This window comes from Ruegeria sp. SAZD013, assembly GCF_059612525.1.
Genome location: NZ_JBXWQT010000026.1, coordinates 1 through 21,930, shown reverse-complemented (window position 1 = coordinate 21,930; position 21,930 = coordinate 1). Strand labels below are relative to the sequence as shown.

Annotated in this window: 19 protein-coding genes; 9 read left to right on the top strand and 10 right to left on the bottom strand. The window is 55.6% G+C overall.

All coding sequences use genetic code 11. The features are described from left to right. Positions 1–28 precede the first annotated feature (28 nt). Genes AC2FLU_RS13930 through AC2FLU_RS13920 form a run of 3 tightly spaced genes read left to right on the top strand, consistent with a single transcriptional unit; the run spans position 29 to position 5,023 of the window. On the top strand, positions 29–2,095 hold the full coding sequence (locus tag AC2FLU_RS13930; protein WP_496812014.1) for an FAD-dependent oxidoreductase: 2,067 nt from the start codon (positions 29–31) through the stop codon (positions 2,093–2,095). After that, complete coding sequence (locus AC2FLU_RS13925; RefSeq protein WP_496812013.1) at positions 2,092–3,666, top strand: trimethylamine methyltransferase family protein; 1,575 nt, start codon at positions 2,092–2,094, stop codon at positions 3,664–3,666. The genes AC2FLU_RS13930 and AC2FLU_RS13925 overlap by 4 nt, the downstream gene beginning before the upstream one ends. After that, positions 3,659–5,023 carry an aminotransferase gene (locus tag AC2FLU_RS13920; RefSeq protein ID WP_480555787.1) on the top strand — a complete coding sequence of 455 codons (1,365 nt, stop codon included), beginning with the start codon at positions 3,659–3,661 and terminating at the stop codon, positions 5,021–5,023. The genes AC2FLU_RS13925 and AC2FLU_RS13920 overlap by 8 nt, the downstream gene beginning before the upstream one ends. 292 nt (positions 5,024–5,315) lie before the next feature. On the opposite strand, the gene AC2FLU_RS13915 is transcribed toward AC2FLU_RS13920, so the two are convergent. The 4 genes from AC2FLU_RS13915 to AC2FLU_RS13900 form a co-directional block, all read right to left on the bottom strand. After that, positions 5,316–6,185, bottom strand: coding sequence for an EamA family transporter (locus AC2FLU_RS13915; protein WP_496808246.1), 870 nt, complete (start codon positions 6,183–6,185; stop codon positions 5,316–5,318). Positions 6,186–6,188: 3 nt separating this feature from the next. Beyond that, complete coding sequence (locus tag AC2FLU_RS13910; RefSeq protein ID WP_496715982.1) at positions 6,189–6,974, bottom strand: phosphodiesterase; 786 nt, start codon at positions 6,972–6,974, stop codon at positions 6,189–6,191. 343 nt (positions 6,975–7,317) lie between these two features. Continuing rightward, entirely contained in the window at positions 7,318–7,842 is a 525-nt protein-coding gene (locus AC2FLU_RS13905; protein ID WP_480520712.1) for a redoxin domain-containing protein, read from the bottom strand. Positions 7,843–7,898: 56 nt separating this feature from the next. Then, complete coding sequence (locus AC2FLU_RS13900) at positions 7,899–8,648, bottom strand: hypothetical protein (protein WP_496812012.1); 750 nt, start codon at positions 8,646–8,648, stop codon at positions 7,899–7,901. An 87-nt stretch (positions 8,649–8,735) separates the two neighbouring features. Between AC2FLU_RS13900 and AC2FLU_RS13895 the strand changes: the two genes are divergently transcribed. From AC2FLU_RS13895 to AC2FLU_RS13880, 4 genes are all read left to right on the top strand, one after another. Beyond that, on the top strand, positions 8,736–9,278 hold the full coding sequence (locus tag AC2FLU_RS13895) for a MarR family winged helix-turn-helix transcriptional regulator (protein WP_496808248.1): 543 nt from the start codon (positions 8,736–8,738) through the stop codon (positions 9,276–9,278). Further along, a complete protein-coding gene (locus AC2FLU_RS13890) occupies positions 9,279–10,004 on the top strand; it encodes an MOSC domain-containing protein (protein WP_496808249.1) in 726 nt (241 codons plus the stop codon). 117 nt (positions 10,005–10,121) lie between these two features. Further along, the gene (locus tag AC2FLU_RS13885) at positions 10,122–10,334 is read left to right on the top strand and encodes a hypothetical protein (RefSeq protein WP_480477745.1); all 213 of its coding nucleotides are present in this window, start codon (positions 10,122–10,124) and stop codon (positions 10,332–10,334) included. Between the two features lie 128 nt (positions 10,335–10,462). After that, the gene (locus tag AC2FLU_RS13880) at positions 10,463–11,245 is read left to right on the top strand and encodes a VOC family protein (protein ID WP_480555797.1); all 783 of its coding nucleotides are present in this window, start codon (positions 10,463–10,465) and stop codon (positions 11,243–11,245) included. A gap of 134 nt (positions 11,246–11,379) precedes the next feature. Here the strand turns inward: AC2FLU_RS13880 and AC2FLU_RS13875 are convergent, their stop codons facing one another. Next, the gene (locus AC2FLU_RS13875) at positions 11,380–12,567 is read right to left on the bottom strand and encodes a diaminopropionate ammonia-lyase (RefSeq protein ID WP_496808250.1); all 1,188 of its coding nucleotides are present in this window, start codon (positions 12,565–12,567) and stop codon (positions 11,380–11,382) included. A gap of 85 nt (positions 12,568–12,652) precedes the next feature. On the opposite strand from AC2FLU_RS13875, the gene AC2FLU_RS13870 reads away from it, so the two are divergent. Continuing rightward, a complete protein-coding gene (locus AC2FLU_RS13870) occupies positions 12,653–13,147 on the top strand; it encodes an Lrp/AsnC family transcriptional regulator (protein WP_480555801.1) in 495 nt (164 codons plus the stop codon). Positions 13,148–13,371: 224 nt separating this feature from the next. On the opposite strand, the gene AC2FLU_RS13865 is transcribed toward AC2FLU_RS13870, so the two are convergent. From AC2FLU_RS13865 to AC2FLU_RS13845, 5 genes are all read right to left on the bottom strand, one after another. Beyond that, positions 13,372–15,816: a GcvT family protein gene (locus AC2FLU_RS13865; RefSeq protein WP_480555803.1), complete on the bottom strand. Its 2,445-nt coding sequence runs from the start codon at positions 15,814–15,816 to the stop codon at positions 13,372–13,374. Positions 15,817–15,824: 8 nt separating this feature from the next. Next, positions 15,825–16,706: a phosphotransferase gene (locus AC2FLU_RS13860; RefSeq protein ID WP_480555805.1), complete on the bottom strand. Its 882-nt coding sequence runs from the start codon at positions 16,704–16,706 to the stop codon at positions 15,825–15,827. A gap of 1 nt (position 16,707) precedes the next feature. Beyond that, positions 16,708–18,699, bottom strand: a complete 1,992-nt coding sequence (locus AC2FLU_RS13855) for an ABC transporter permease (protein ID WP_496808251.1) — start codon at positions 18,697–18,699, stop codon at positions 16,708–16,710. Further along, a complete protein-coding gene (locus AC2FLU_RS13850) occupies positions 18,696–19,718 on the bottom strand; it encodes a quaternary amine ABC transporter ATP-binding protein (RefSeq protein ID WP_480555808.1) in 1,023 nt (340 codons plus the stop codon). The genes AC2FLU_RS13855 and AC2FLU_RS13850 overlap by 4 nt, the downstream gene beginning before the upstream one ends. Before the next feature lie 76 nt (positions 19,719–19,794). Further along, complete coding sequence (locus AC2FLU_RS13845) at positions 19,795–20,742, bottom strand: ABC transporter substrate-binding protein (protein ID WP_480477729.1); 948 nt, start codon at positions 20,740–20,742, stop codon at positions 19,795–19,797. Positions 20,743–20,945: 203 nt separating this feature from the next. On the opposite strand from AC2FLU_RS13845, the gene AC2FLU_RS13840 reads away from it, so the two are divergent. Beyond that, positions 20,946–21,731 carry a DeoR/GlpR family DNA-binding transcription regulator gene (locus tag AC2FLU_RS13840; RefSeq protein ID WP_480555812.1) on the top strand — a complete coding sequence of 262 codons (786 nt, stop codon included), beginning with the start codon at positions 20,946–20,948 and terminating at the stop codon, positions 21,729–21,731. Positions 21,732–21,930: the final 199 nt, after the last annotated feature.

The following is a 21,930-nucleotide window of genomic DNA, read 5'->3' as shown; positions in this document are numbered from 1 at the left end:
GAACCCAACTACAGGAAAACGCGTGATTATGTCGAACGCGAACCCATATGCTCTGCTTTTTGAACCGATCCAGATCGGGCCGGTGACAGCCAGAAACCGCTTTTATCAGGTGCCGCATTGCACCGGGATGGGGCATCTCAGGCCGCGGGCGGACGCTGCCGTGCGGGGAATGAAAGCAGAAGGTGGCTGGGCCGTGGTGTCCAATCAGGAGACCGAGATTCATCCGACCTCGGATTTGTCCCCGTTCCCAGAAGGGCGACTGTGGGATGCGCGCGATGTGCCTGCGCTGCGTCTGATGACGGATGCGGTGCATGCACATGGTGCGCTGGCGGCCATCCAACTGGTTCATAACGGCAACCATGCGCAGAATCTGCTGACCCGCGCTCCGGTTCTTGCACCGTCCGAAATGTCTGTGGATACGACGCAACCAAAGCATGCGCAGGCCATGGACAAGGCTGATATTAGGGAACTTCGCCGCTGGCACCGCGACGCGGCCCTGCGCGCGAAAGAGGCCGGGTTTGACATCGTTTATGTCTATGCCGGGCACAACATGACATTGGCACAGCATTTCATGCTGCCCCATATGAACCAGCGGAGCGATGAATATGGGGGGTCGCTTGAAAATCGTGTGCGGCTGACCCGTGAACTGCTGGAAGACACCCACGATGCCATAGGCGACAGCTGTGCCGTGGCGTTCCGCTTTGCCATTGACGAGATGATGGGCGCCGACGGTATGCAGGCGGAAGAAGAAGGCCGCGCCATTGTCGAGCTATTGGCCGATCTTCCCGACCTTTGGGACGTGAATGTGGCGGATTGGTCCAATGACAGCGCAACGACCCGTTTTCAGCCCGAAGATGGTTATCAGAACGCGTTTCTGTCTCACGTCAAACAGATCACCCGAAAACCTGTTGTTGGCGTTGGCCGACTGACGTCCCCGGACATGATGCTGTCGATGGTCAAAAAGGGAATTGTCGATCTCATCGGTGCTGCGCGGCCATCCATTGCGGACCCATTCATACCAAAAAAGATTGAGGAAGGCAGGATCGACGAAATCCGCGAATGCATCGGCTGCAATATCTGCGTGTCGTCGGACAATCTGGGTGTTCCGATCCGCTGCACACAAAACCCAACGATGGGCGAGGAATGGCGCCGCGGCTGGCACCCCGAGATCATTGCGCCGAAAAAAAGCGAGGCCGAAGTGCTGGTCATCGGTGGCGGACCTGCGGGGCTGGAATGCACCATGCAATTGGCACGGCGCGGGTATCAGGTGACACTGGCCGAGGCCTCGGCCGAATTTGGTGGACGGGTTGGCAGGGAAAGCAGACTTCCCGGCCTCGCCGCCTGGTCGCGGGTGGTTGACTATCGCCTGAACGATCTGAAACAGCGGGCCAATGTACAGTTGTTCACGGACAGCAAGCTCGAAGCCGGACAAGTCGCCGAGCTTGGCATTGAACATGTCTTTGTCGCAACCGGCAGCTATTGGCGCGCAGATGGCGTGGGTCGCAACACGCAGCGCCGCCTGCCCACGGTCACGCCGGGTGCCAAGGTGCTGACGCCTGATGAGATCATGAATGGGGTTCTGCCCCCGGGCGGCCCGGTGATGATCTATGATGATGACCACATCTATCTGGCGGGAGTGATTGCCGAGAAATTGGCGACTGCCGGATATCAGGTCATTTTTGCCACGCCAGAGAGTTTGGTTTCGGCCTACGCCGTTCATACTTTGGAACAGTCCCGCATCCAGACCCGTATGATTGAATTGGGCGTCGATATCCGTTGCAATCAGGTGCTTACGGCGGTTCAGGGCGGCGCGGTGCGGATCGGCTGTGTCTTTACCGGCCGCGAAATTGAAATCCCGTGCGCCTCAACGGTTCTGGTGACCGAGCGCCAGCGTGAAACCGCCCTTTTCGACGGCCTGAAGGGGGCCGGTTTGAAAACCCTTGACCTCATTGGTGATGCCGCGTCGCCGGGATTAATCGCAGACGCGGTTTTTGCAGGCCATCGCGCCGCCCGTGATTTCGAGCGCCCAAAGGCCGATGCAGACAAAGACTGGTTTCGCCGTGAGATTATTGAATTGGCAGAGGATGCAACATGAACAGCACCAATGAAGCACCCCGTTCACGTCGTCGCGGGGGCGGGGGGCGCGCAGCGCGTCTGAAGGTACAACAGACGACCACGGGTAACGAAGCCGTACGCGGGGGTCTGAGCGGCGGACGCTATAGACCGCTGACTCAAACCGATATGGAGAACATCCATCATGCAGCCCTGACCGTTCTGGAACAAACCGGTATTACCGACCATTTCCCGGAGTTGCTTGAGCTGGTGCTTCCCAAAGGTGCTATGTTGAGTGACCTCAACCGGCTGTGCTTTCCACGCGCCCTGATGGAAGACATCCTGGCTGGTGCTGCCAAGGAGTTTTATGTCTATGCCCGCGGAGAGCGTGAAGGCAAAGACGACATGCATTGTTCGGCAGAGAGCGTTTACTTCGCCAACTCTGGAACCGCCGTTACAACATTCGATGCCAAAACCAAAACCTATCGTCCGTCGGTTCTGCGTGATGTTTATGATTTCACCCGCCTGGTAGACCGTTTGGAAAACATTCACATGCTGGGCGACACGGTTCTGGCGACGGATGTGACCGATGATTTCACCCATGACATGAACACCGTTTACGCCATGCTTGCAGGCAGCCAAAAACCCGCCTGCCTGACATTCCGCGACCGCAGCCACATTCCACATGCCATCCGCATGTTTGACTTAGCTCAGGGCGGCGAGGGGGCTTTCCTGAAAAAGCCAAGCGTCATATTCGGCGGCTGCCCCATTGTTTCCCCTCTGCGGGTCGGCAAGGAAAACATGGAAATCTTGATCGATACGGCCAAGCTGGGCCTGACTGTTGATCTGGCCGTGCCGCCTCAAGCCGGGGCCACGGCTCCGGCGACGCTTGCGGGAACACTGGTTCAAACCGTCGCCGAAACACTTGCCTGCGTCGCCATCGTCAACCTGATCACGCCGGGTTGCCCTATCTGCTTTGCGGCCTGGCCCTTCATTACGGACCTGCGCAGCGGGTCTTTCACTGGCGGCAGCGGCGAACAGGCGCTGATCGGTGCCGCAGCAATCCAGATGGGCAACTTTTACGGCCTTCCCACTTCGGTGGGTGCAGGTATGACCGATGCAAAAATACCCGATGCACAATACGGGTTGGAAAAGGCGCTGACCTTTACCCTTGCAGCGCATGCCGGCGCCAATCGCCTGTGCGAGTTTGGTGGTATGATCGGTAGTCTTATGGGATGCAGCTTTGAAAGCATGGTCATCGATGACGAAGCGGGCGGCATGATCCTGCGATCGTTGCGCGGGATAGAGGTTACCGATGAAACCATGGCGGTGGATGTGATTCACCAATGTGCCATAGATCCGGGTCATTTCCTCGGCAATCCGCACACGCTGAGCTATATGAACAGCGAATTCGTCTACCCTCAGCTTATGGACCGCGAGCGTACGGACACTTGGGAGAATGAGGGGAAAACGGATCTTCTGGACCGCGCCCGCGACAAGGCGAATTCCATCCTCGACAGCCATTTCCCCAACTATTTTGGCGCCTTGGACGCTCGGGTACGCGAAGAATTTCCCATTGTGTTAAGCGCGGAAAGCATGGCGCGCCATGGATAATTCCAACGTAAAGCAATGGGACAACGACCACTTCCTGCACCCGTGGGAAGGGATGGAGGCTTTGGGTGAAAACGACCGCACCTTTATCGAAGGTGCCAGCGGCATTCATCTGATAAACGAAAAAGGTGCACGCCTGATCGACGGACCGGGGGGCATGTGGTGCACCCAGATTGGGTATGGACGCGCGGAAATGGCCGAAGCAATGGCCGAGCAAGCCCGGAACCTTGCCTATTTCTCGCCCTTCAACAACACAAACTCGACTGCGGCACAGTTTGCCCGCGAAATCGCCAAACGTGCGCCGGGTGACCTGAATAATGTCTTCTTTACAACCGGCGGTTCCACTGCGGTTGATACTGCCATCCGGTTTGTCCATTTCCGCAACAACCTAATGGGTTGGCCAGAGAAAAAGAAAATCATTTCAAGGCAAAAAGCCTATCACGGAAGCACATATCTGGCGGCCAGCGTCAGTGGGAAGGAACGTGACAGGCTCTGGCTCGACAAGGCCGACGACCTGGCGCATTTCCTGCCGGACGTGAACCCGCTTTACCGCGCGCCCGGTCAAAGCGATGAAAGCTTTCTGAACGAGAAAGTTGCCGATCTCGAAAACGCCATTGTGGCACTTGGCCCGGAAAATGTTGCCGCTTTTATCGCCGAACCGGTTTTGGCCTCGGGCGGCGTCATCGTACCACCAATTGGGTATCACGCACGCTGCCTGAACATCTGCAGGAAGTATGATGTCTTGTATATTTCCGACGAGGTCGTGACGGCTTTCGGTCGTTTGGGTCATTGGTTCGCCTCCGAGGCTGTCTTTGGCATTCAGCCTGACATAATCACCTGTGCCAAAGGAATGACATCCGGGTATGCGCCGATGGGGGCCGCGATTATTTCTGACAGGTTGATTGCGGATGTTGCGGGAAAAGATGCCACCTTTTCGAATGGCTATACCTATTCGGGCCATCCGGTCAGCGCGGCTGCCGGGTTGAAAAACATCGAGATTATCGAGCGGGAAAGGATACTCGAACACGTTCGAAAAGTCGGCCCGGTTTTTCAGGATCAGTTACAGCAGTTGCGCCAGATTGACATCGTGGCCGATGCGCGTGGGATGGGATTGATGGGGTGTGTTCAGTGCTCAGTCGATGGCGATCCCCAGAGCGAGCTGGGGCGCGACTATGAGATTGGCAGCCGTATCGATATGGAATGCCAGAAACGCGGTCTGCTTGTTCGACCCGTGATCAACATGTGTGTTCTTTCGCCGCCCCTCATCATTACACAAGGCGAAATCGAGCATATGTTTACTATCCTGCGGCAAGGGCTAGAAGCGACATCCGAATGGCTCGGCAGAATCAGTGGCCGGTGACTGGTGTGGGCTGTTTCTGTAATAATCTGGAGATCGGGTAATATAGCGGCATTTCGATCTTAGGGATTGCCAAGTTCATTTTTCGCTTAGGAATTGGCGTATTTGCACTGTCAGAACGATTACGGCATCCTAGCATTGGGTCCAGCGATAGAGCGTTTCGGGTCGATCAGTATAATCCTTTGGTTTTGTCGTGCACGCCACTACAGGACCGGCCATTTTGTCCGGAAAGATCCCAAACAAGGCCAGTGGAAGAATGGTGAATTTGCGGTACATCAAGACAGTGGATACATGTTTAACCTCGGGACAGCGTAATCAAGAGAATTCCCAGTGCGATCAGGCTGGCCCAGCCGATACGGTGCAGAAAGCGGGATTCCTTGAGGATGATCGCTGCGAGGGTCACCGAAACCGGGATTGATGCTTGCCGGACCGCGCTGACTGTGGCGGCCTCAGCCCCAAGCTGAAAAGCGGTTAGGATGAACAGGTATGACAGATAGGACACGATCCCGGCAAATGCGATCCGCACCGATGCCTGTACCCAGCCCCGCACGACCCCCAGGAACGGGGCTGACAAGTGGCGATCTTCCCAGGCCCTGATGCCAGCAAGCAGCGGTGTCACAAGAATATAGGTGAAAAACAGGAAAGGTGCCGGATTGGTCAGCTTCATCGCTTGGGCATCGCTTAACGAATAGGCAGCCGACCCCAGCATCGCCATACTTGCCAGCGCGAATGCTCTGTGATCGTGCAGTAGGCCGCCGGGCGACTTCTGGATCATCAGGCTGCCTAAAAGGACCAGCGCGATTCCCACCAATGTGAACCACGAATAATGCTGATCAAGGGCTAGCCAGCTGAAAGCGACAATGGCAATCGGCGACGAACGGATGATCGGATAATAGACCGAAAGGTTCCCACGTCTCAGGGCCGACAACGTGCCGTAGTAATAGAAGGTAAGCCCAAGGGCCGAAATCGCGACAAAGGGCCAGACCTCATAAGGCAAGCTCAGATCATGTCCCATGGCCAGCGTTTGAACCGCCGCCAGAATCACCCAGGTCAGGGACACCCCGACATAGCACGACACCGGATGCGTAACCCCTTTCAGCGCAAGGTCGCGCAATGGGTGGGTTGCCGCCGAAACGAGAACCAATGCGATCCAGTAGGATTCCATGCCTCAGGTCTGATGCAATGGGTTGCGTTGCAGGAAAGTGTTGAAATGCACCGTCAGCTGATCCTCGGCAATCTGTACCACACCGTAGGCCGGAGGTTCGTCGCAGAACTCGCCATCGACGCTGGCCGCATTCAACGGGACCTGGTGGTTGAGGCTGGGCAGGCTGGTAAATGGAAAGCCGAGCCAATTCACGTAGGTCATGCGGTGTACATGACCGTAAAATACATGCCGAATATTGCGTCCGTGTTTGAGGGCATCAGCAAAGGCGTCCGCCTCAACCAGCCTGATATCGTCCACAAGGGGAATGCCAAGGTCAAAGGGTGGGTGGTGCAAAAACACATAGGTGGGCTTGTCCTCGGCTTCGGTCAGTTGCTGCCTGAGCCAGTCCAGCCGGGCAGGGCAAAGCTGCCCTTCATGCACATCGCGCCCGTCTTTGGTTGAATCGAGAAATAAGAAAACACCCTCATCTATTTCGAATCGATGCTGGACAAACCCGTTGGCATCCTTTGGATGATCCGGGAAGACCGATTGGAAAACAGCTCGGTCGTCGTGATTTCCAATCAGCAGAAATGAGCGAAGAGGAAATGCGGCCAGTCTCGCCTTGAGCGCCCGATAGGCCTCTTCCTCGGCAAATTCAGCCAAGTCGCCAGAGATGACACAGAACGCCGCATCGGAATGCCACCGAAGGATATCGTCCAAACAGGCGTCCAACCGCTGGGACGGAAAGCCGCCATTTAGCGGACCGGAGTCGCGGACGAGGTGTATATCAGTGATGTGAATGAACTTCATCCGCCATTTCCCCCGAGTAATGCAAGAAACAAGGTATCGACGAAGCTTGCCGATCGCACGGATTTAGTAAGAATTTCACTGGCATCACTCGCTCATACACGACAAGGTTGGCAGCCGAACACGACAGAGTTTGCGAAACTTGCCTCGACCGGTGTGAAACCGTATTCCAGATGATCCGGCCGTATTGCTATCGCGGTATTCAAATCTGAAACGGGCGTAGTGCCTGGCCGAAACGATCATGTGAAACCAGGGCAGACCTGCACAGTTAAGAAAAGGGTGAACCCAAGTAGCACAAACCGAGAAAGGGAAGTGCGCCTTGGTTTGTCTTCTCTACACTTCCGTTTTACACAGCGCAGCCAGTGTCATCACACCGGCTGGCCTGACTGGGGTGCCGACTTGCGTCCTCAGCAGCAGCCTTACGGGCAAGCAGGCTGCCAATCTCTGCACCCACTTGCAGCTCTGAGACCTGGCCAAAGTGATGTGCTGCAATCCGTCCTGACTGATCCAACAGAACAAGGCTGGGCGTGCCGCGCATTCCGTATGCCGCCATGGTTTCCGGCAAAGGCCCAGTGCCCTGTTTGTCGACCGCCACAGGAAATTTGATACGGTATTCGTGAAGAAAGGCTTTCAGTGATACCGGGGTCATCGCGTCATGATGTTCGAAAACGGTGTGCAAACCGATTACGGCGACGTGTTCGCTGGAAAAATGCTCCCGCACAGCTTGTGCCAGAGGAATGCCATGGAGGACGCAGCCTGGGCACAGCATCTGGAAAGCCTCAATCAGGACAACCTTACCCTGGAAATCCGAAAGCTTTAAATTCTTGTCAGTGTTGAACCATTCACTGACCTGTAGTTCAGGTGCTTGCATATTGGTCTCTCTTGTTCAGGGGCCGGACGCCTGCGTGAAGCGACCGGCTGATACCGTTACTGAAGCTTGCCCGGCAGGCTCAGGTCGCCCGACGCAATGTCGAAAACATCCGTGACGCACAACAGCGGAGCGTGAATGTTGGCGTTTACCCGCAGGGCAGAGGTCACGCCATCATAAGCGATGCCCTCAAGCTGAACGTCGCTGGAAAACCCAGCATTAGCCTGAATTTCCGGGCCATCGAACAGCGGTGTGAACCCAGGGCTGTCCAGAAAGATTGGGAACCCGGGCCAGGTTGCAGGAAGCTTTGGCGTCGACCCTTCGGGAATATCGCGCACTGCAAGGGCGCCCGGGCCGCAAGCTTCTGTCGGGGTGAGTACAACCCAGTGGCTGTGCCACTCGATGCCATCATTGGCTGGATTGCCATCGCCGTTTTCATCAAAAAGAGGCGTGTCGTCAAAATCCGGGTGGCTGGTTGCAGCCATTGCCAGTATGCCGGTGCCGCCTTCGAAACCCACTGCGGACGGATCCAGAGATGTAGGCCACACATAGGACCAGACGTCTGACCCGCCCACTGCCCCGGTTGCCGCTGGAACCGAAGCCCCGGCAGTGCCGTTGGTGGTCATGTGAAACGTAACAATATTGCCGTTGCGATGCGCATGCGCTGCAAGGATGTCGAAGTCAGCCGTCATGCTGGCATCAGCGGGAGAGATAACAGCCCCCTCCTGATGAAGGGCGTGAGTGCCGTCTACGATGCAAGGTGAAGCTCCGATCACAATGGCAGCAAGTGATTTCCAAGTAAGTGTCATTTCTCATCTCCGGTCAAGTAATAGCGACTCGCTACAATAAGAAAAAACACATTGCAACTTTAATTTCGACTCGCTACTTGTTGTAGCATGAGAAACGATCACAATATTCGTATCCTTATCAACCGCCTTGCCAGGATAGATTCCGCTGCGGGCTGGGCGGGCGACCTGAATCCGACGCAAAGAGCCGCGCTGGAGTACCTGTCCGAGGCAAATCAGTTTTCCCGTTCACCGTCACATGTCGCAGAATACCTTGGGACAACACGCGGAACGATGTCCCAGACCCTGAAGGCGCTTGTGCGCAAGGGATACGCCGCCGAACACCGGCAAAAATCTGACCAGCGGTCGATCTCGTATGAGTTGACCGAGGCTGGCCGCGCCGTTTTGGCAGAGGCCAATCCGATTGCAGACGCCATTGGCAATCTGCCCGCCAGCGTTCAGGTGTCCCTCAAGGAGGGCCTTCTTCAGAGCTTGAGGTTGGCATTGGCAGCGAACGGTGGCCACTCGTTCGGGAAATGCATGACCTGCGCCTATCATGAGACAGGTATGGGAAATGACTTTTGCACTTTGCTGAACCTTAGCCTCGAGCGCGGCGAAGAAGAAAAGATATGCATCGAACACAAAGAAGCCTGAATGTTCCTTCCTGAACTATCCTCAGAAATCGGTGGCATTTTCCTGGGTCGTGTCACGAACCGCTGGGAAGCAAGGCCGCCCTCTGCCATTCAAAAGGACCGGGTGTCTGGCCGTCAGGTCATTTCACTTACTGGATTTTCAGATGATGCACAGGCGGACCTGACCGTGCATGGCGGTGCAGAGAAAGCCATTCACCATTATGCGCAGGATCACTATGCGGATTGGCAGAGAGAAGGGCAGCTGCCCCCCGGCGCAGTGCCCGCTGCTTTTGGTGAAAACATCTCAACAACCGGTTTGACCGAGGAAAATCTGTGCATTGGCGACATCCTGAGGCTGGGCACGGCAATCGTTCAAATCAGCCAGGGCCGTCAGCCCTGCTGGAAACTTGGACTGCACACTGGAAATGAAAGGATGCCCTACCTGTTTCAGAAAACGGGTCGCACAGGGTGGTACTACCGTGTTCTGGAAACCGGTGAGGTCGAAGCAGGAGATCGAATAACGTTGATTGAAAGGCGCAATCCGGACTGGAGCGTGTTGTACGTGACCCGCGCCCGTCTAACACGACGAGTTTCCCGTGAAGATGCCGAAGCCCTCGCAAATCTGACAGACCTCGCCCCAGGCTGGCGGCAAGCCTTCGCGCGCATGGCCATGGGCGATGTAAAAGAAGATACGCGTGCAAGATTGGGGAGCATGCCGAATACGTCGTCCGAGGGGTCCACTGGGTGACGTCGGTATGATGGGCGGGCGACTTGGGCAGGTACCCCGCTCGCTGCCGATAAGCTAAGCAAAGACGCACAAACCCAGGCCTCGATCAAACTGTCCGAAGGGTTTTGTCGGGATGTTTTGGTTTACCGGAACCTCAACAACTTCGCGTGGTATATTGGCGATACCTATGTTCAGCACGCCACCGCGTGTGGCGAGGGGCCGGTTGAGTTGATCGAGGCTGTTGCCGGTGAACTGGCCGCCGATCGTGATGTGCAGGTCGATCTGTACCGCGTGCTTGCCGAGGGTCTCTATGCTGCAATCCCGGCAATGTGCACAGGCGAGGATTTCTAAACAGGATGGCTGGAGGTTTGACTGCCGCCGCCAGTACAACGATGATCGCGAATATGCTGGGAACGCGGGCATACGCCAGCGCGGTTGATGGGAAGGGGGTTTCGAATCTCAGAAAAGGAGTCTTTGGCATGAAAAGCAGTGAAGCCCCCGTGTCAATCGGCCGTGTGGCACTGATTGTGAACGATCTGGACGCTGTTGGGACCTTTTACCAACAAGTGCTCGGCCTTGAGGAATTGGCGCGGGATGGCGAAACCCTGAAACTGGGCGCTGGAAACAACGTTCTGCTCGAGTTGCGCCAAGACCGTACCGCGCGTCGCTATCCGCATGCGGCGGGCCTTTTCCATACAGCTTTTCTAATGCCGGACCGCGATTACCTGGGACGCTGGCTGATCTATGCTGCACAAAACCGCATCCCGTTGACCGGGGCGGCGGATCACGACGTCAGCGAGGCGTTGTATCTCAACGATCCAGAAGACAATGGGATCGAAATCTACGCCGACCGGCCTGTTGATACATGGCAGATGGATGGAAAGTATACCCGCATGGGCTCGCATCATCTGGATCTGGGGGCCATTGCAGGTGCAGCCCGGACAGACTGGTCCGGGGCTCCGGAAAATATGGTGGTCGGACATGTCCACCTTCAGGTCGGGGATATCAATTCGGTCGACGAATTTATGACGCGACATCTAGCGCAGGACTGCATGCTGCACGAAGGTTCAGCAGGGTTCTACAGTTCGGGCGGGTACCACCATCACTTTGCAGGCAATATCTGGAACAGCAATGGTGCAAAAGCTCGTCCAACTGACAGCAGCGGCTTGGACGAGATCGTGCTGTTGACGGATGGGACTGTATTGCAACCGCAAGAGCTGACGGACCCTTGGGGAACGCGGTTCTCTGTCGAAAGGAAGTGAACCTGCATGATTGGCTAAGGACAAAGGCGTATCTTGCAGGTGGGACAGAGGTAAACTCCGGCGGCCTGGCCGGAAGGTGGAAGCCGGGCGCGGCTTCCACCAAGGGGGAATACCAAGCGGGTCATTTCCGCATGTCAGTTGCTATCATTCATGATCCGGTTGAAAACATGCGGATCTGTGACGCCCTCTGACCCGATTAACATCACTCGGGATTTTGGTGTAATTTGAAATTGTTGTCGCAGGTCGGTGCGCAATGACGCGCAGATCAAGCCAATCAGACCGGCTACGGCGCTTTCGCCAGCCTCGATTGGCTCATCTCCGAAAGCGCCGTTTGCCAATAGGCGGACGGCCGGTGCCACAAGCTGATCAGGGATCGTCATGAAACCGCTGGCGGCCTCTCCCAAAACGTTCCATGCCAATTCGGACGGCGCGCCGCAGGATAACCCAGCCATTATGGTTTCTTCGCCTACTTCGACGGCTGTAGGCCGATTTGCCTGGGCGCTTGCAAAAAGGCAGGGGGCCAATTCAGGCTCGACCACGATGACGCGCGGAGCATTCTGCCCCCAATCCTGGAGGAATACCGCGGTGACGGCAGCCGCCAAGCCTCCAACGCCGCCTTGCAGGAAGACATGGGTGGGTGGCAAAGCTAAGTCCTGCACGATCTCACGCGCCATGACCCCATAGCCAGCCATGACATCAAGCGGTGCCTGAGTGTAACCGGGCCAGGAAGTATCCGAAACGATCAACCAGCCGTGTTCTGCTGCATCAATGCGGGTCTGTGCTACGGAAGCGTCGTAATCTCCATCAACTCGGATCACTTCGGCCCCCAGCTGGCGCATTGCGTCGGCGCGAAATTCGCTTACTTCTTTGTGAATGTAAATTCGGCAAGGCGCGCCGAAGCGCTGGGCACCCCAAGCCACTGAACGCCCGTGATTGCCATCTGTTGCGGAGATGACGGTTATGTCTGCAATTCCGGCAGCATGGGTGCCGTTTCGAATCTCATCGGCGGTGACTTCCCGGCCTGCCTTTTCGGTCAATTCACGCTGTAATACCCGCAGAACCGCATAAGCGCCGCCAAGTGCTTTGAAACTGCCCAAGCCAAATCTTAACCCTTCATGCTTGTAACAGACTGTGCCCAGATTCAGCGCATCGGCTAGACCTTGAAGGGATAGCATTGGGGCTCTTTCATATCCATTCCAGCTTTGAATTTCCCGCTGCGCGAGGTCAAAACCCTCGCGGGGTAAAGTGGTTGCGGCGGCATGGCCAAAGCGTGGCTTGGCTGCATGGCTTTCAATTCCGACAGTCTCAAAGTTTGCGAGCATTTTGTGATCCTTCCATTGTTGGTGCAAAAATAAATCAATGGCGGTGATGTTTTTGCTCTAAGTTGCAGGTAAAATTGAAACCAACTTGCATAAGGTTGCCGTGAAGCAAAAATTTTCATCAGGAAGTCTGGATAGCTTCGATCTCGCGATTCTTAGGGTGTTGCAGCAGGACAATACGGTGCCGCACCGTCAAATCGGTGAAAGCGTGAATCTGTCTGCGCCCAGCGTACAGCGAAGGATCAAACGCATGGAGGCGGAAGGGATCATTGCCGCGCAATCAGCGCATATTGATCCGGCAGCCGTGGGATTGCCGCTGACCATTTTCGTCGAAGTCGAACTAAAAACCGAGACAGGCGGAAAAATTGATGAAATCAAGAACAGCTTCTATGATGCCCCTGAGGTTCAGCAATGTTACTATGTTACTGGTGAAGTGGATTTTGTTCTGATCGTTATCGTTCGAGATATGTCGGAATATGAAAAGCTTACCCAACGGTTATTCTTCTCGAACAAGAACATCCGAAAGTTCAGGACATTCGTTGCAATGGACCGAACAAAGTCATCCATGCAGTTGAACATCTGACTTGTGCCCCACCAGCGCAGGTAGTGCGGCGGGGTATTTGACGTTGCGCGGCGAGAACAGGAAACAAAGTGCTTGTGCATTCCAAATCTGCCGGCAACCTGGTGATCTGGACAGTAAATCCTGCCGGGACACCTCTTGGTTTAACTGGAAAATGAACACCTTTCCCGAGGTAATGAGGTTGGGACACATTTGCCCCAACCTCATCCAAGCTACAGGGGTTTGTGTTACGATTTGATACGGTCCATTTTGGGATCGTAAAGCGGTTGAAGTGTAACGTCGCAGGGGACACGTTGGGTCGCAACCTCCAACTCATATGTGCCGGACGTAACAAATTCCGCATCGACACCACCCTGGTTTCGGACATAGCCGTAACCGATGGATTTGCCGGTCGTGTAACCATAGCCACCCGACGTTAGCCAACCCACACGTTCTCCATCCCGGTATATCGTTTCGCGGCCCAACAGCACCACATCAGGGTCGACGGTAAAGCAGGCCAGCATCTTTTTGACGCCCTCGGCCTTTTGCTTTTCGCTTGTCGCGCGACCCTTGAAGTTTATGTTTTTGCGCAGTTTCACAGCCCAGCCCAACCCGCTTTCAAACGGCGTGTGATCGGGCCCGATGTCAGATCCCCAGGCGCGGTAACCCTTTTCTAACCGAAGAGATTCAATTGCGCGGTAGCCTGCATTAACCAGCCCTTGCGGCTGCCCTGCTTCCATCAGCGCTGTGTAGACTGTTTGTGCATATTCAACAGGCAAGTGCAGTTCCCAGCCAAGCTCGCCCACATATGTCACCCGCAGTGCCCTGACAGGGCAACCGGCGATACCGATTGTCCGGATCGTACCAAACTTGAACCCGTCATTCGACACATCGTCGCGGGTAACCGCCGCCAGAATGTCTCGTGATTTCGGCCCCATCAGCGACAATACTGCGTTTGAGGAGGTGATATCGAACAGCTGGCAGTTTAGCCCGTCCGGAATACTGCGGCTGATCCAGTCGAAATCGTGGGTGGCAAAGCCTGTGCCGGTGACAATGTAGAACTCATCATGCGCAACACGGCCCACGGTCAGGTCGCATTCAATTCCTCCCTTGTCATTCAGCATCTGGGTATAGACCAGAGCGCCCACCGGTTTGTCCACATCATTGGCACATATCCAGTTCATCGCAGCCAGGGCGTCGGGGCCTTTCAGCGCGAATTTGGCGAACGATGTTTGATCGAACAGCACGGCCGCCTCCCGGGCCGCTTTGTGTTCGCGACCAACGGCGGCAAACCAGTTCTGGCGGCCAAAGCTGTATTCGTCCCTTGGCGCCTCGCCCAGCGATGCGTCGGCAAACCAGTTCGGGCGCTCCCAACCCAGTTTTTCGCCAAAGCACGCACCCTGATCCTTAAGCGAATCGTAAAGCGGTGACTTGCGGCAGGGGCGGCCGGATTCGTGTTCTTCGTGTGGCCATGCCATGGTGTAGTGTTTGCCATATGCTTCGACTGTGCGGGTGCGGACCCAATCGGTGTCGAAATGCGGGCGGCCAAAACGGCGAATGTCGGCGGACCACAGGTCAAAAGGCGGCTCGCCCTTGGCGGCCCATTCTGCCAGCACCATTCCGGCGCCACCGCCCGAGGCGATGCCAAAGGCGTTGAAACCAGCGCCAACAAAGAAATTCTTCAGCTCTGGTGCTTCACCCACGATGAAGTTTCCATCCGGAGTAAAGCTTTCGGGGCCGTTCGTCAGTGTCTTGATCCCCGCAGTTTCCAACGCTGGCACCCGGCCCAGCGACAGCTCCATGATCTGTTCGAAATGGTCGAAATTACTGTCGAGCAAGGTGTAGTGGAAACCTTTCGGTATGCCATTCACCGCCCACGGGATCGGGTTCGGCTCATAGCCGCCCATGACGAGCCCACCGACCTCTTCCTTGTAATAGGTCAGCCGATCAGGGTCCCGCAGGGTAGGCAGATCGCCGGGCACACCAAATGGTTCTGTGACCATGTACTGGTGTTCCATTGGTACCAGCGGCACATTCACGCCGAACTTGGCGGCAAAGTCGCGCGTCCATTGACCTGCACACACGATCACTTTTTCGCATTCGATACGGCCATGTTCAGTGATTACGGCGAGGATCTTGCCGTTCTCGATTTCAAGATCGGTGACCTTTGTATCTTCGAATATCTTCGCGCCTGCCATGCGCGCGCCCTTGGCCAGCGCCTGGGTAATGTCCGAGGGGTTTGCTTGCCCATCGGTGGGCAGGAACGCCGCGCCTATGACGTCACCGATATCCATCAGCGGCCAAAGATCCTGCGCTTCCTTCGGGGTCAGCAGCTGCATGTCCAGACCAAAGGAATGGGCTGTGGTGGCCTGCCGTTTGACCTCGGTCCAGCGTTCCTCGTTGCAGGCGAGACGCAAACCACCATTCATTTTCCAGCCCGTTCCCAGACCGGTTTCTTCTTCAATCTTGTTGTACAGATCGACTGAATATCCCAACAGCTGAGTTATATTGGCGTTCGAACGCAGCTGCCCCACCAGGCCCGCCGCATGGAATGTGGTGCCCGAAGTCAGCTTTTTGCGTTCCAGCAGCACCGTGTCGGTCCAACCAAGCTTGGCAAGGTGATAGGCGGTCGAGCAGCCGATGATGCCGCCGCCGATGATGACGGCTTTGGCTGTATTTGGAAGGTCGGTCATATTTGTCCTCAGGTGTTTTTGTAATCGGTCAGGGCCGTGCGAAACCGTGCGAGATATTCGCTCGTGTAGGCTGCGTAATCGAAGTCGATTTCCGAGGTGATCTCGGACACCATGCTCCACATGGTTTCACGAAGCAGCGAGGCGCATTTCATCGCCGAATAGCGATGACGTAATTGGTTGGTGACGGGTGCCTGGAAATAGGTTTCCAGAACCCAGTCTTCTTGTTCATTGGAAAGGGAGTTGTTCGAGGCCAGCCCCCCCAGATCAAATAGTGGCGAGTTGAATCCCGCGTAGTCGAAATCGATCAGCCACAGGCGGGTGCCATCGTCCAGAAAGTTGCCGCAAAGCAGGTCGTTATGGCCAAACACGATGTCGTACGGCCCGGCTTCGGCTTCCAGGTCATTTCCAATTTGCACAAGTTCCGGGATCAGGCCCTTATGCGAACTTCCACGCTCGGTGAGAGTGGCAGCATAGTCGCGGATGACGTGAAAGACCCAGAACACCAGCGACGGTCCGCGCAGGTGCTTGGGCACTTCAAGGTGGCAGGCTTTCACGAGCTCCAGCACCCGCGGCAGCATACTGGGGTCGCGTATGTCCTCTTCGGTCAAAGTGCGGCTTTCGACGAATTCCAGCACTGTCAATTCGTTGGACGAAAACACTACAGCGGGTGACAGACCCGCTGCATGTGCGGCCTTACTGGCAGCCAGTTCGTTGAAGCGCATCACCTGGTGCAAAGGGATGTCGTCACCGACACGCACCACATAGCATCCACTGCTGTCAGTGACCTTGTAGTTCACATTTGTAATCCCACCCGTCAACGGGGTGGCTTTGATCTCGCCCTGCCAGATCGGTAGCTTTCGAATGCGGGTCATCAGGTCGGATTTGGACATATCAACTCTCCATTCCAAAGCGGATGCGTGCCTGACGAGCGCTAGCGTTGATCAGCCTATCAGCGATGATGGCAATGAATGCGATGGACAGCCCTGCGACCAGACCCCGGCCAGTGTCAGCCTTTGTCAGGGCAATGTAGACCTCCTGCCCCAGATCGCGGGTGCCAACGAGGGCCGTGATAACCAGCATGGACAGCGCCAGCATGATGGTCTGGTTAATGCCCAGAAGGATTTCGGGCAGGGCCATGGGCAAGCGAATATGGCGCAGGAGTTGCGTGCGTGTGCAGCCAGAAACCAATCCGGCCCCGATCAATTCCTCACTGACCGATCGCACGCCGTGGGCCGCATAACGCACGGCCGGGGCCAGTGCGTAAAGGACTATGGCAATCAGGGCAGTGAAATCGCCGACCCGGAACAGCATCACTACCGGGATCAGATAGACAAAGCTGGGCAAAGTCTGCAACGTATCAATCAACAGGTTGATCACTGTCCCGGCGCGTTTGTTCAGTGCGGCCACAACACCCAGCGGAACTCCGATCAGAGTAGCAAGAAACACAGAGGCTCCGCAGAGATAAACTGTCACCATTGCCTTGGCCCACAGTCCTGATACGAGGATCAGCGACGCCAGTCCTCCGCACAGCAGTGCCAGCCGCCAGCCCCCCGCGTGCCAACCCAGCAAGGTCAGCATGGCAATCGCCCAAGGCCATGGGATTCCCAGCAAAACCGTTTTTATCGGGATCATGAACCACGTCAGGAAGAAGATCTTGATCGCCTCGAACGTGTCAAAATAATTGATGTTCAGGTATTTGACCGTGTCATCCCAGAACCCGCCAGTGGTGATCGTCTGGCTTTCAGGATATTCCAGCAGCAGGGGTGAGAACTGCCCTAGAACCCAGGTCAAAATCAGCAGGATCATTACCAGAACTGTCCGGCGATGGCGGGTGATCCACGAGCCGGGGAGCTCGTGATGTACCTGCCCCATACGCTCGGCGAAAGCCTGACTTAGGCGATCGACCGCAATGGCCAGAACCACAATGGCAATACCGGCCTCGAACCCAGCGCCGATATCGAGGCGGCGCAGCGCGGCAAGGACGTCAAACCCCAATCCTCCGGCCCCGATCATCGAGGCAATGATGACCATGTTCAGCGTCAGCATGATCACCTGATTGACACCCACCATCAGACTGTGGCTGGCGGAAGGAACCAAAACGCGCCACATCAACTGCTTTTGCGTCGTGCCTGCCATGCGCCCGAAGTCCAAAATCTCGGGGTCGACGGCTCTCAAGGCAAGCGTGGTGATTCGCACCATAGGCGGTGTCGCATAGATGATCGTGGCGACCAGCGCCGAAATCGGTCCAAAGCCGAACATGAACAGAATTGGTACCAGATAGGCGAAGATCGGGATTGTCTGCATCAAGTCCAGAATGGGCGAGATGATGCGGTCGAAAGTCAGGTGGCGATAGGCCAATATCCCCAACAACAGCCCACCGCCCGCGCCAATGGGCACCGCAATCAGGACCGAGGCAAGCGTAACCATCGCGCTGTCCCACTGGCCAAAGACGGCCAGATAGGTAAAGCAGCCGCCGACCAATGCCGCGAGCCCCCAGTCCCGGCAATACTGTCCCAAAGCTACTACGGCGGTGATCACTACAATCCAGCTGATCGCAGGTAGAATGACTTGCGCATCATTGCCTTGCCCGGTGACAAAACCTTCGGCCAGCAGGGACAAGACAAGGTCATAGGGCTGTTCGATCAACCAAGCGGCAGCGCGGGTAACGTCGGTGAACGAAACTGGGCCGATTGCTGCATCCTCGATCAACCAGGACATCGCAGATGAAATATAAGTTTTGAACGGGACGACCCAAGCCGACGGGAATTTGGTGATCCAGCGCGCATCCAGCGCTTTTCCCAGGTTACTGCCGAAATACCCCAGCAGGATTGTCAGTCCGACAAGCAGTAGAATGACAAGCTGGCTGCGGGACAGGCGGCTCATACCGCGTCCCCTTCACCGAATAGCACATGGGCCACAGCCTTGCGATCAATGGCGCCAATAACCAGACCATTGCTGTCTGTCACGGGAATTGGTGCATCTGCGGTGATGATCCGTTCCGCCACGGCCGAGACGCGGGTTGATTGCACAATGGGCTCACCCTTACCCGCAGCGCCGACGGTCATTACACCACCAACCGTCAAAACCTTGGAGCGCGGAATATGCCGCGTGAATTCAGCCACATAATCTGTCGCTGGATTCATCACCAGTTCCTCTGGGGTGGCAATCTGGATGACTTCACCGTCCTTCATAATGGCGATGCGGTCTGCCAAGCGAACGGCTTCTTCAAAGTCGTGCGTGATAAAGACAATAGTCTTATGCAACCGTTCCTGTAGTCGCAGAAATTCGTCCTGCATTTCGCGACGGATCAGCGGATCGAGGGCCGAAAAAGGTTCGTCCAGAAACCACAGATCGGGCTCTGTCACCAATGATCGGGCAATGCCCACACGCTGTTGCTGACCACCCGAGAGCTCTCGTGGATAGTAGTCTTCACGCCCCTTCAGTCCGACCAGTTCCACCACGTCTCTCGCCTTTGCTTCGGCCTCGTGTTTGGGCGTAGCCTGAATGGTCAGGGGGAACATCACATTCTGCAACACGGTCAGGTGCGGCAGCAGGGCAAAATGCTGAAACACCATGCCCATCTTGTGCCGGCGAATTTCAATCATTTCTTTTTCGCTGGCGCGCAGCAGGTCGGCGTCGTCGAACAGAACCTCTCCGCTCGTGGGTTCGATCAACCTGGACAGACAACGAACCAGGGTTGATTTGCCTGAACCGGACAGGCCCATGATGATGAAAATTTCACCTTCAACGATTTCAATATTGGCATTGCGTACCGCTCCGATAACACCCGCATTTCGAATGTCATCTGCAGATGGGTTCGGATTTTGCGCGAGAAGGGTCTCGGCGTTTGAACCATAAAGCTTCCAAACGTTTCGGCAGGACAGTTTTGTTGTGGGGGTCATCTGTGGTGTCCGGTACTAAGACGGAAGAAGACCGAAGCGGTAGAGGAGAGCGGGGTAACCGCTTCGGCCAAGCAGATTATTTAGAGATCCAGCCAGACCAACGGTCTTTGTTCGTCTCCATCCAATCCGCGACAACTGCATCAATATCCACACCGTCCAGATCGGCTTTGCCGACCATGGCGCTCATCTCGTCGTTATTGATGTTATAGGCTTCGATGATGTCATACGCGCCCGGCCACTTCTCTTGCAGGCCAGCCCAAGCAGCCTTCCAGATCGGACCACGCGGTTTTCCGCAGTCATAGGCCAAATCCGGGTTCACACCAACTGACGGGTCGCTGTAGCACTCGGGCGAATATGGCGGAAACTCCACGAATTCGCCGTCATATTTGGCCGGGGCCCAGTGTGGAACATAGACCCAAAGCATGATCGGATCTTCACGCTGATATGCAGATTCCAGTTCTGCAAAAAGCGCTGCATCCGTGCCTGCGTGGACAACTTCAAACTCTAGCTCTAATGCTTCGACGCGCTCGTCGTCGAAACCGCCCCAGGTCACAGGTCCACCGACATAGCGCCCATTTGGCGAGGTTTCAGCGGTGGCAAATTCCCCTGCGCAGTCTTTCAAAGCTTCCCAGTTTGGCAGGCCTGGGCAGCGGTCTTTCATGTAAGCTGGGTACCACCATTCTTCGATCGCCATCAGACCGGTTTCACCAACGTTCACCACGTTGCCAGAGGCGGTGGCTTCGTCCAGCGCTTCACGCCCGGTGGTTTCCCAGATTTCCATTGCCAGATGTAGATCACCTGTCTTCAGGCCCGCAAACTGAGCGATATAGTCCGCCTGAACATATTCAACGTTGTACCCTGCCTCTTGAAGGATTGCTCCCATTATCTTGGTGTTGATCAGCTGTCCTGACCAATCATGCAGCGTCAGTTTGATAGGGTCCGTCGATTCGACGGCCCAAGAAGCCGAAGCAGTTACGCCAGCGACTAATGCTATTGCGTGTAGTGTATTGAATTTCCTGATCATGTTGTGCTCCCTGAATGTGGCTTTTTGAGTGTTTTTCGTTTATTACACTTCCATGCTGCGCCAATCTGACAACTACGTCAATAAAAACCACATTTCTCCACGATAATTCGTTATAATTCGCACACAAAGCCCCGAATGGCACCGTATTGGGCGCAATATTGTTTTATTGGGATGACTGCCGTATCCCCCTTTCAGGAGGTCGCATGTTAAAGCCACGAAAAACCACAAATCAGCGCGAAGAAGAAATCCTTCGAGAGCTGCAACATGCGGGCGGGTCGTGCAGGGTCAGACTCTTGGCTCAAAAACTGAATGTTTCCAATGAAACGATCCGGCGTAACGTCAAGGCACTGGAAGAGCGCAAGATCGTGCGGAAGGTTCATGGCGGCGTACATCTTAGCGAAGACGCAATAGAACCACCTTTTGAAAACCGCTTGGGAACGCAAGCGCATGCGAAAGAAGCAATAGCCCGGGCAGTCGCAAATACAATTAGCGACGGGGACTCCTTATTTCTGGATATCGGTTCGACAACCGCCTACGTCGCGCTTGCGTTGCGGAAACATAAAGACCTGTTTGTGGTTACCAATTCGGTTTTCGTCGCTTACACGTTGTCAAAGCACAACAACAACCGGGTGTTTCTGGCCGGTGGAGAATTGCGCGCCCATGATGGGGGTGCTTTCGGTGCAGAGGCATTGGATCTTGTGAAGCGTTTCAACGTACAGTTGGCAGTGTTTTCGGTTGGAGCCGTGAATGGAGATTTGGGCTTTATGCTGCATGATCTCGAAGAAGCCAATATCGCACGTGCTGCGGCTGAAAATGCGCAAGTGCGCATCGTCGTTGCCGACAGCGGAAAATTCAACAAGCGGGCTCCGATATCTCTTCACAACATGGCCGGAATTGATGTGTTTTTTACCGACCGCCGTCCTCCTGCCAATATCCAGGACATGCTCGATAAAAATGATATCGAAGTAGTTATCGCAGGGTCGGACTAGGCGCTCTGTCTCATCAGGGCAGATCAGGTCACGTGATATTTCGGGCAAGCCGGTGTGAAGGAACCCTCCGATGCTCCACCTGTTTCATTGCAAAAGAAAGATTGACTACTGAGAGCACATCGTCCCAGCGTCGTGACGTCAAGATCATACGGGCGTTTATGGACTTTGCGGAGCGGGTTCTTGGGGAGAAGGAAACCGC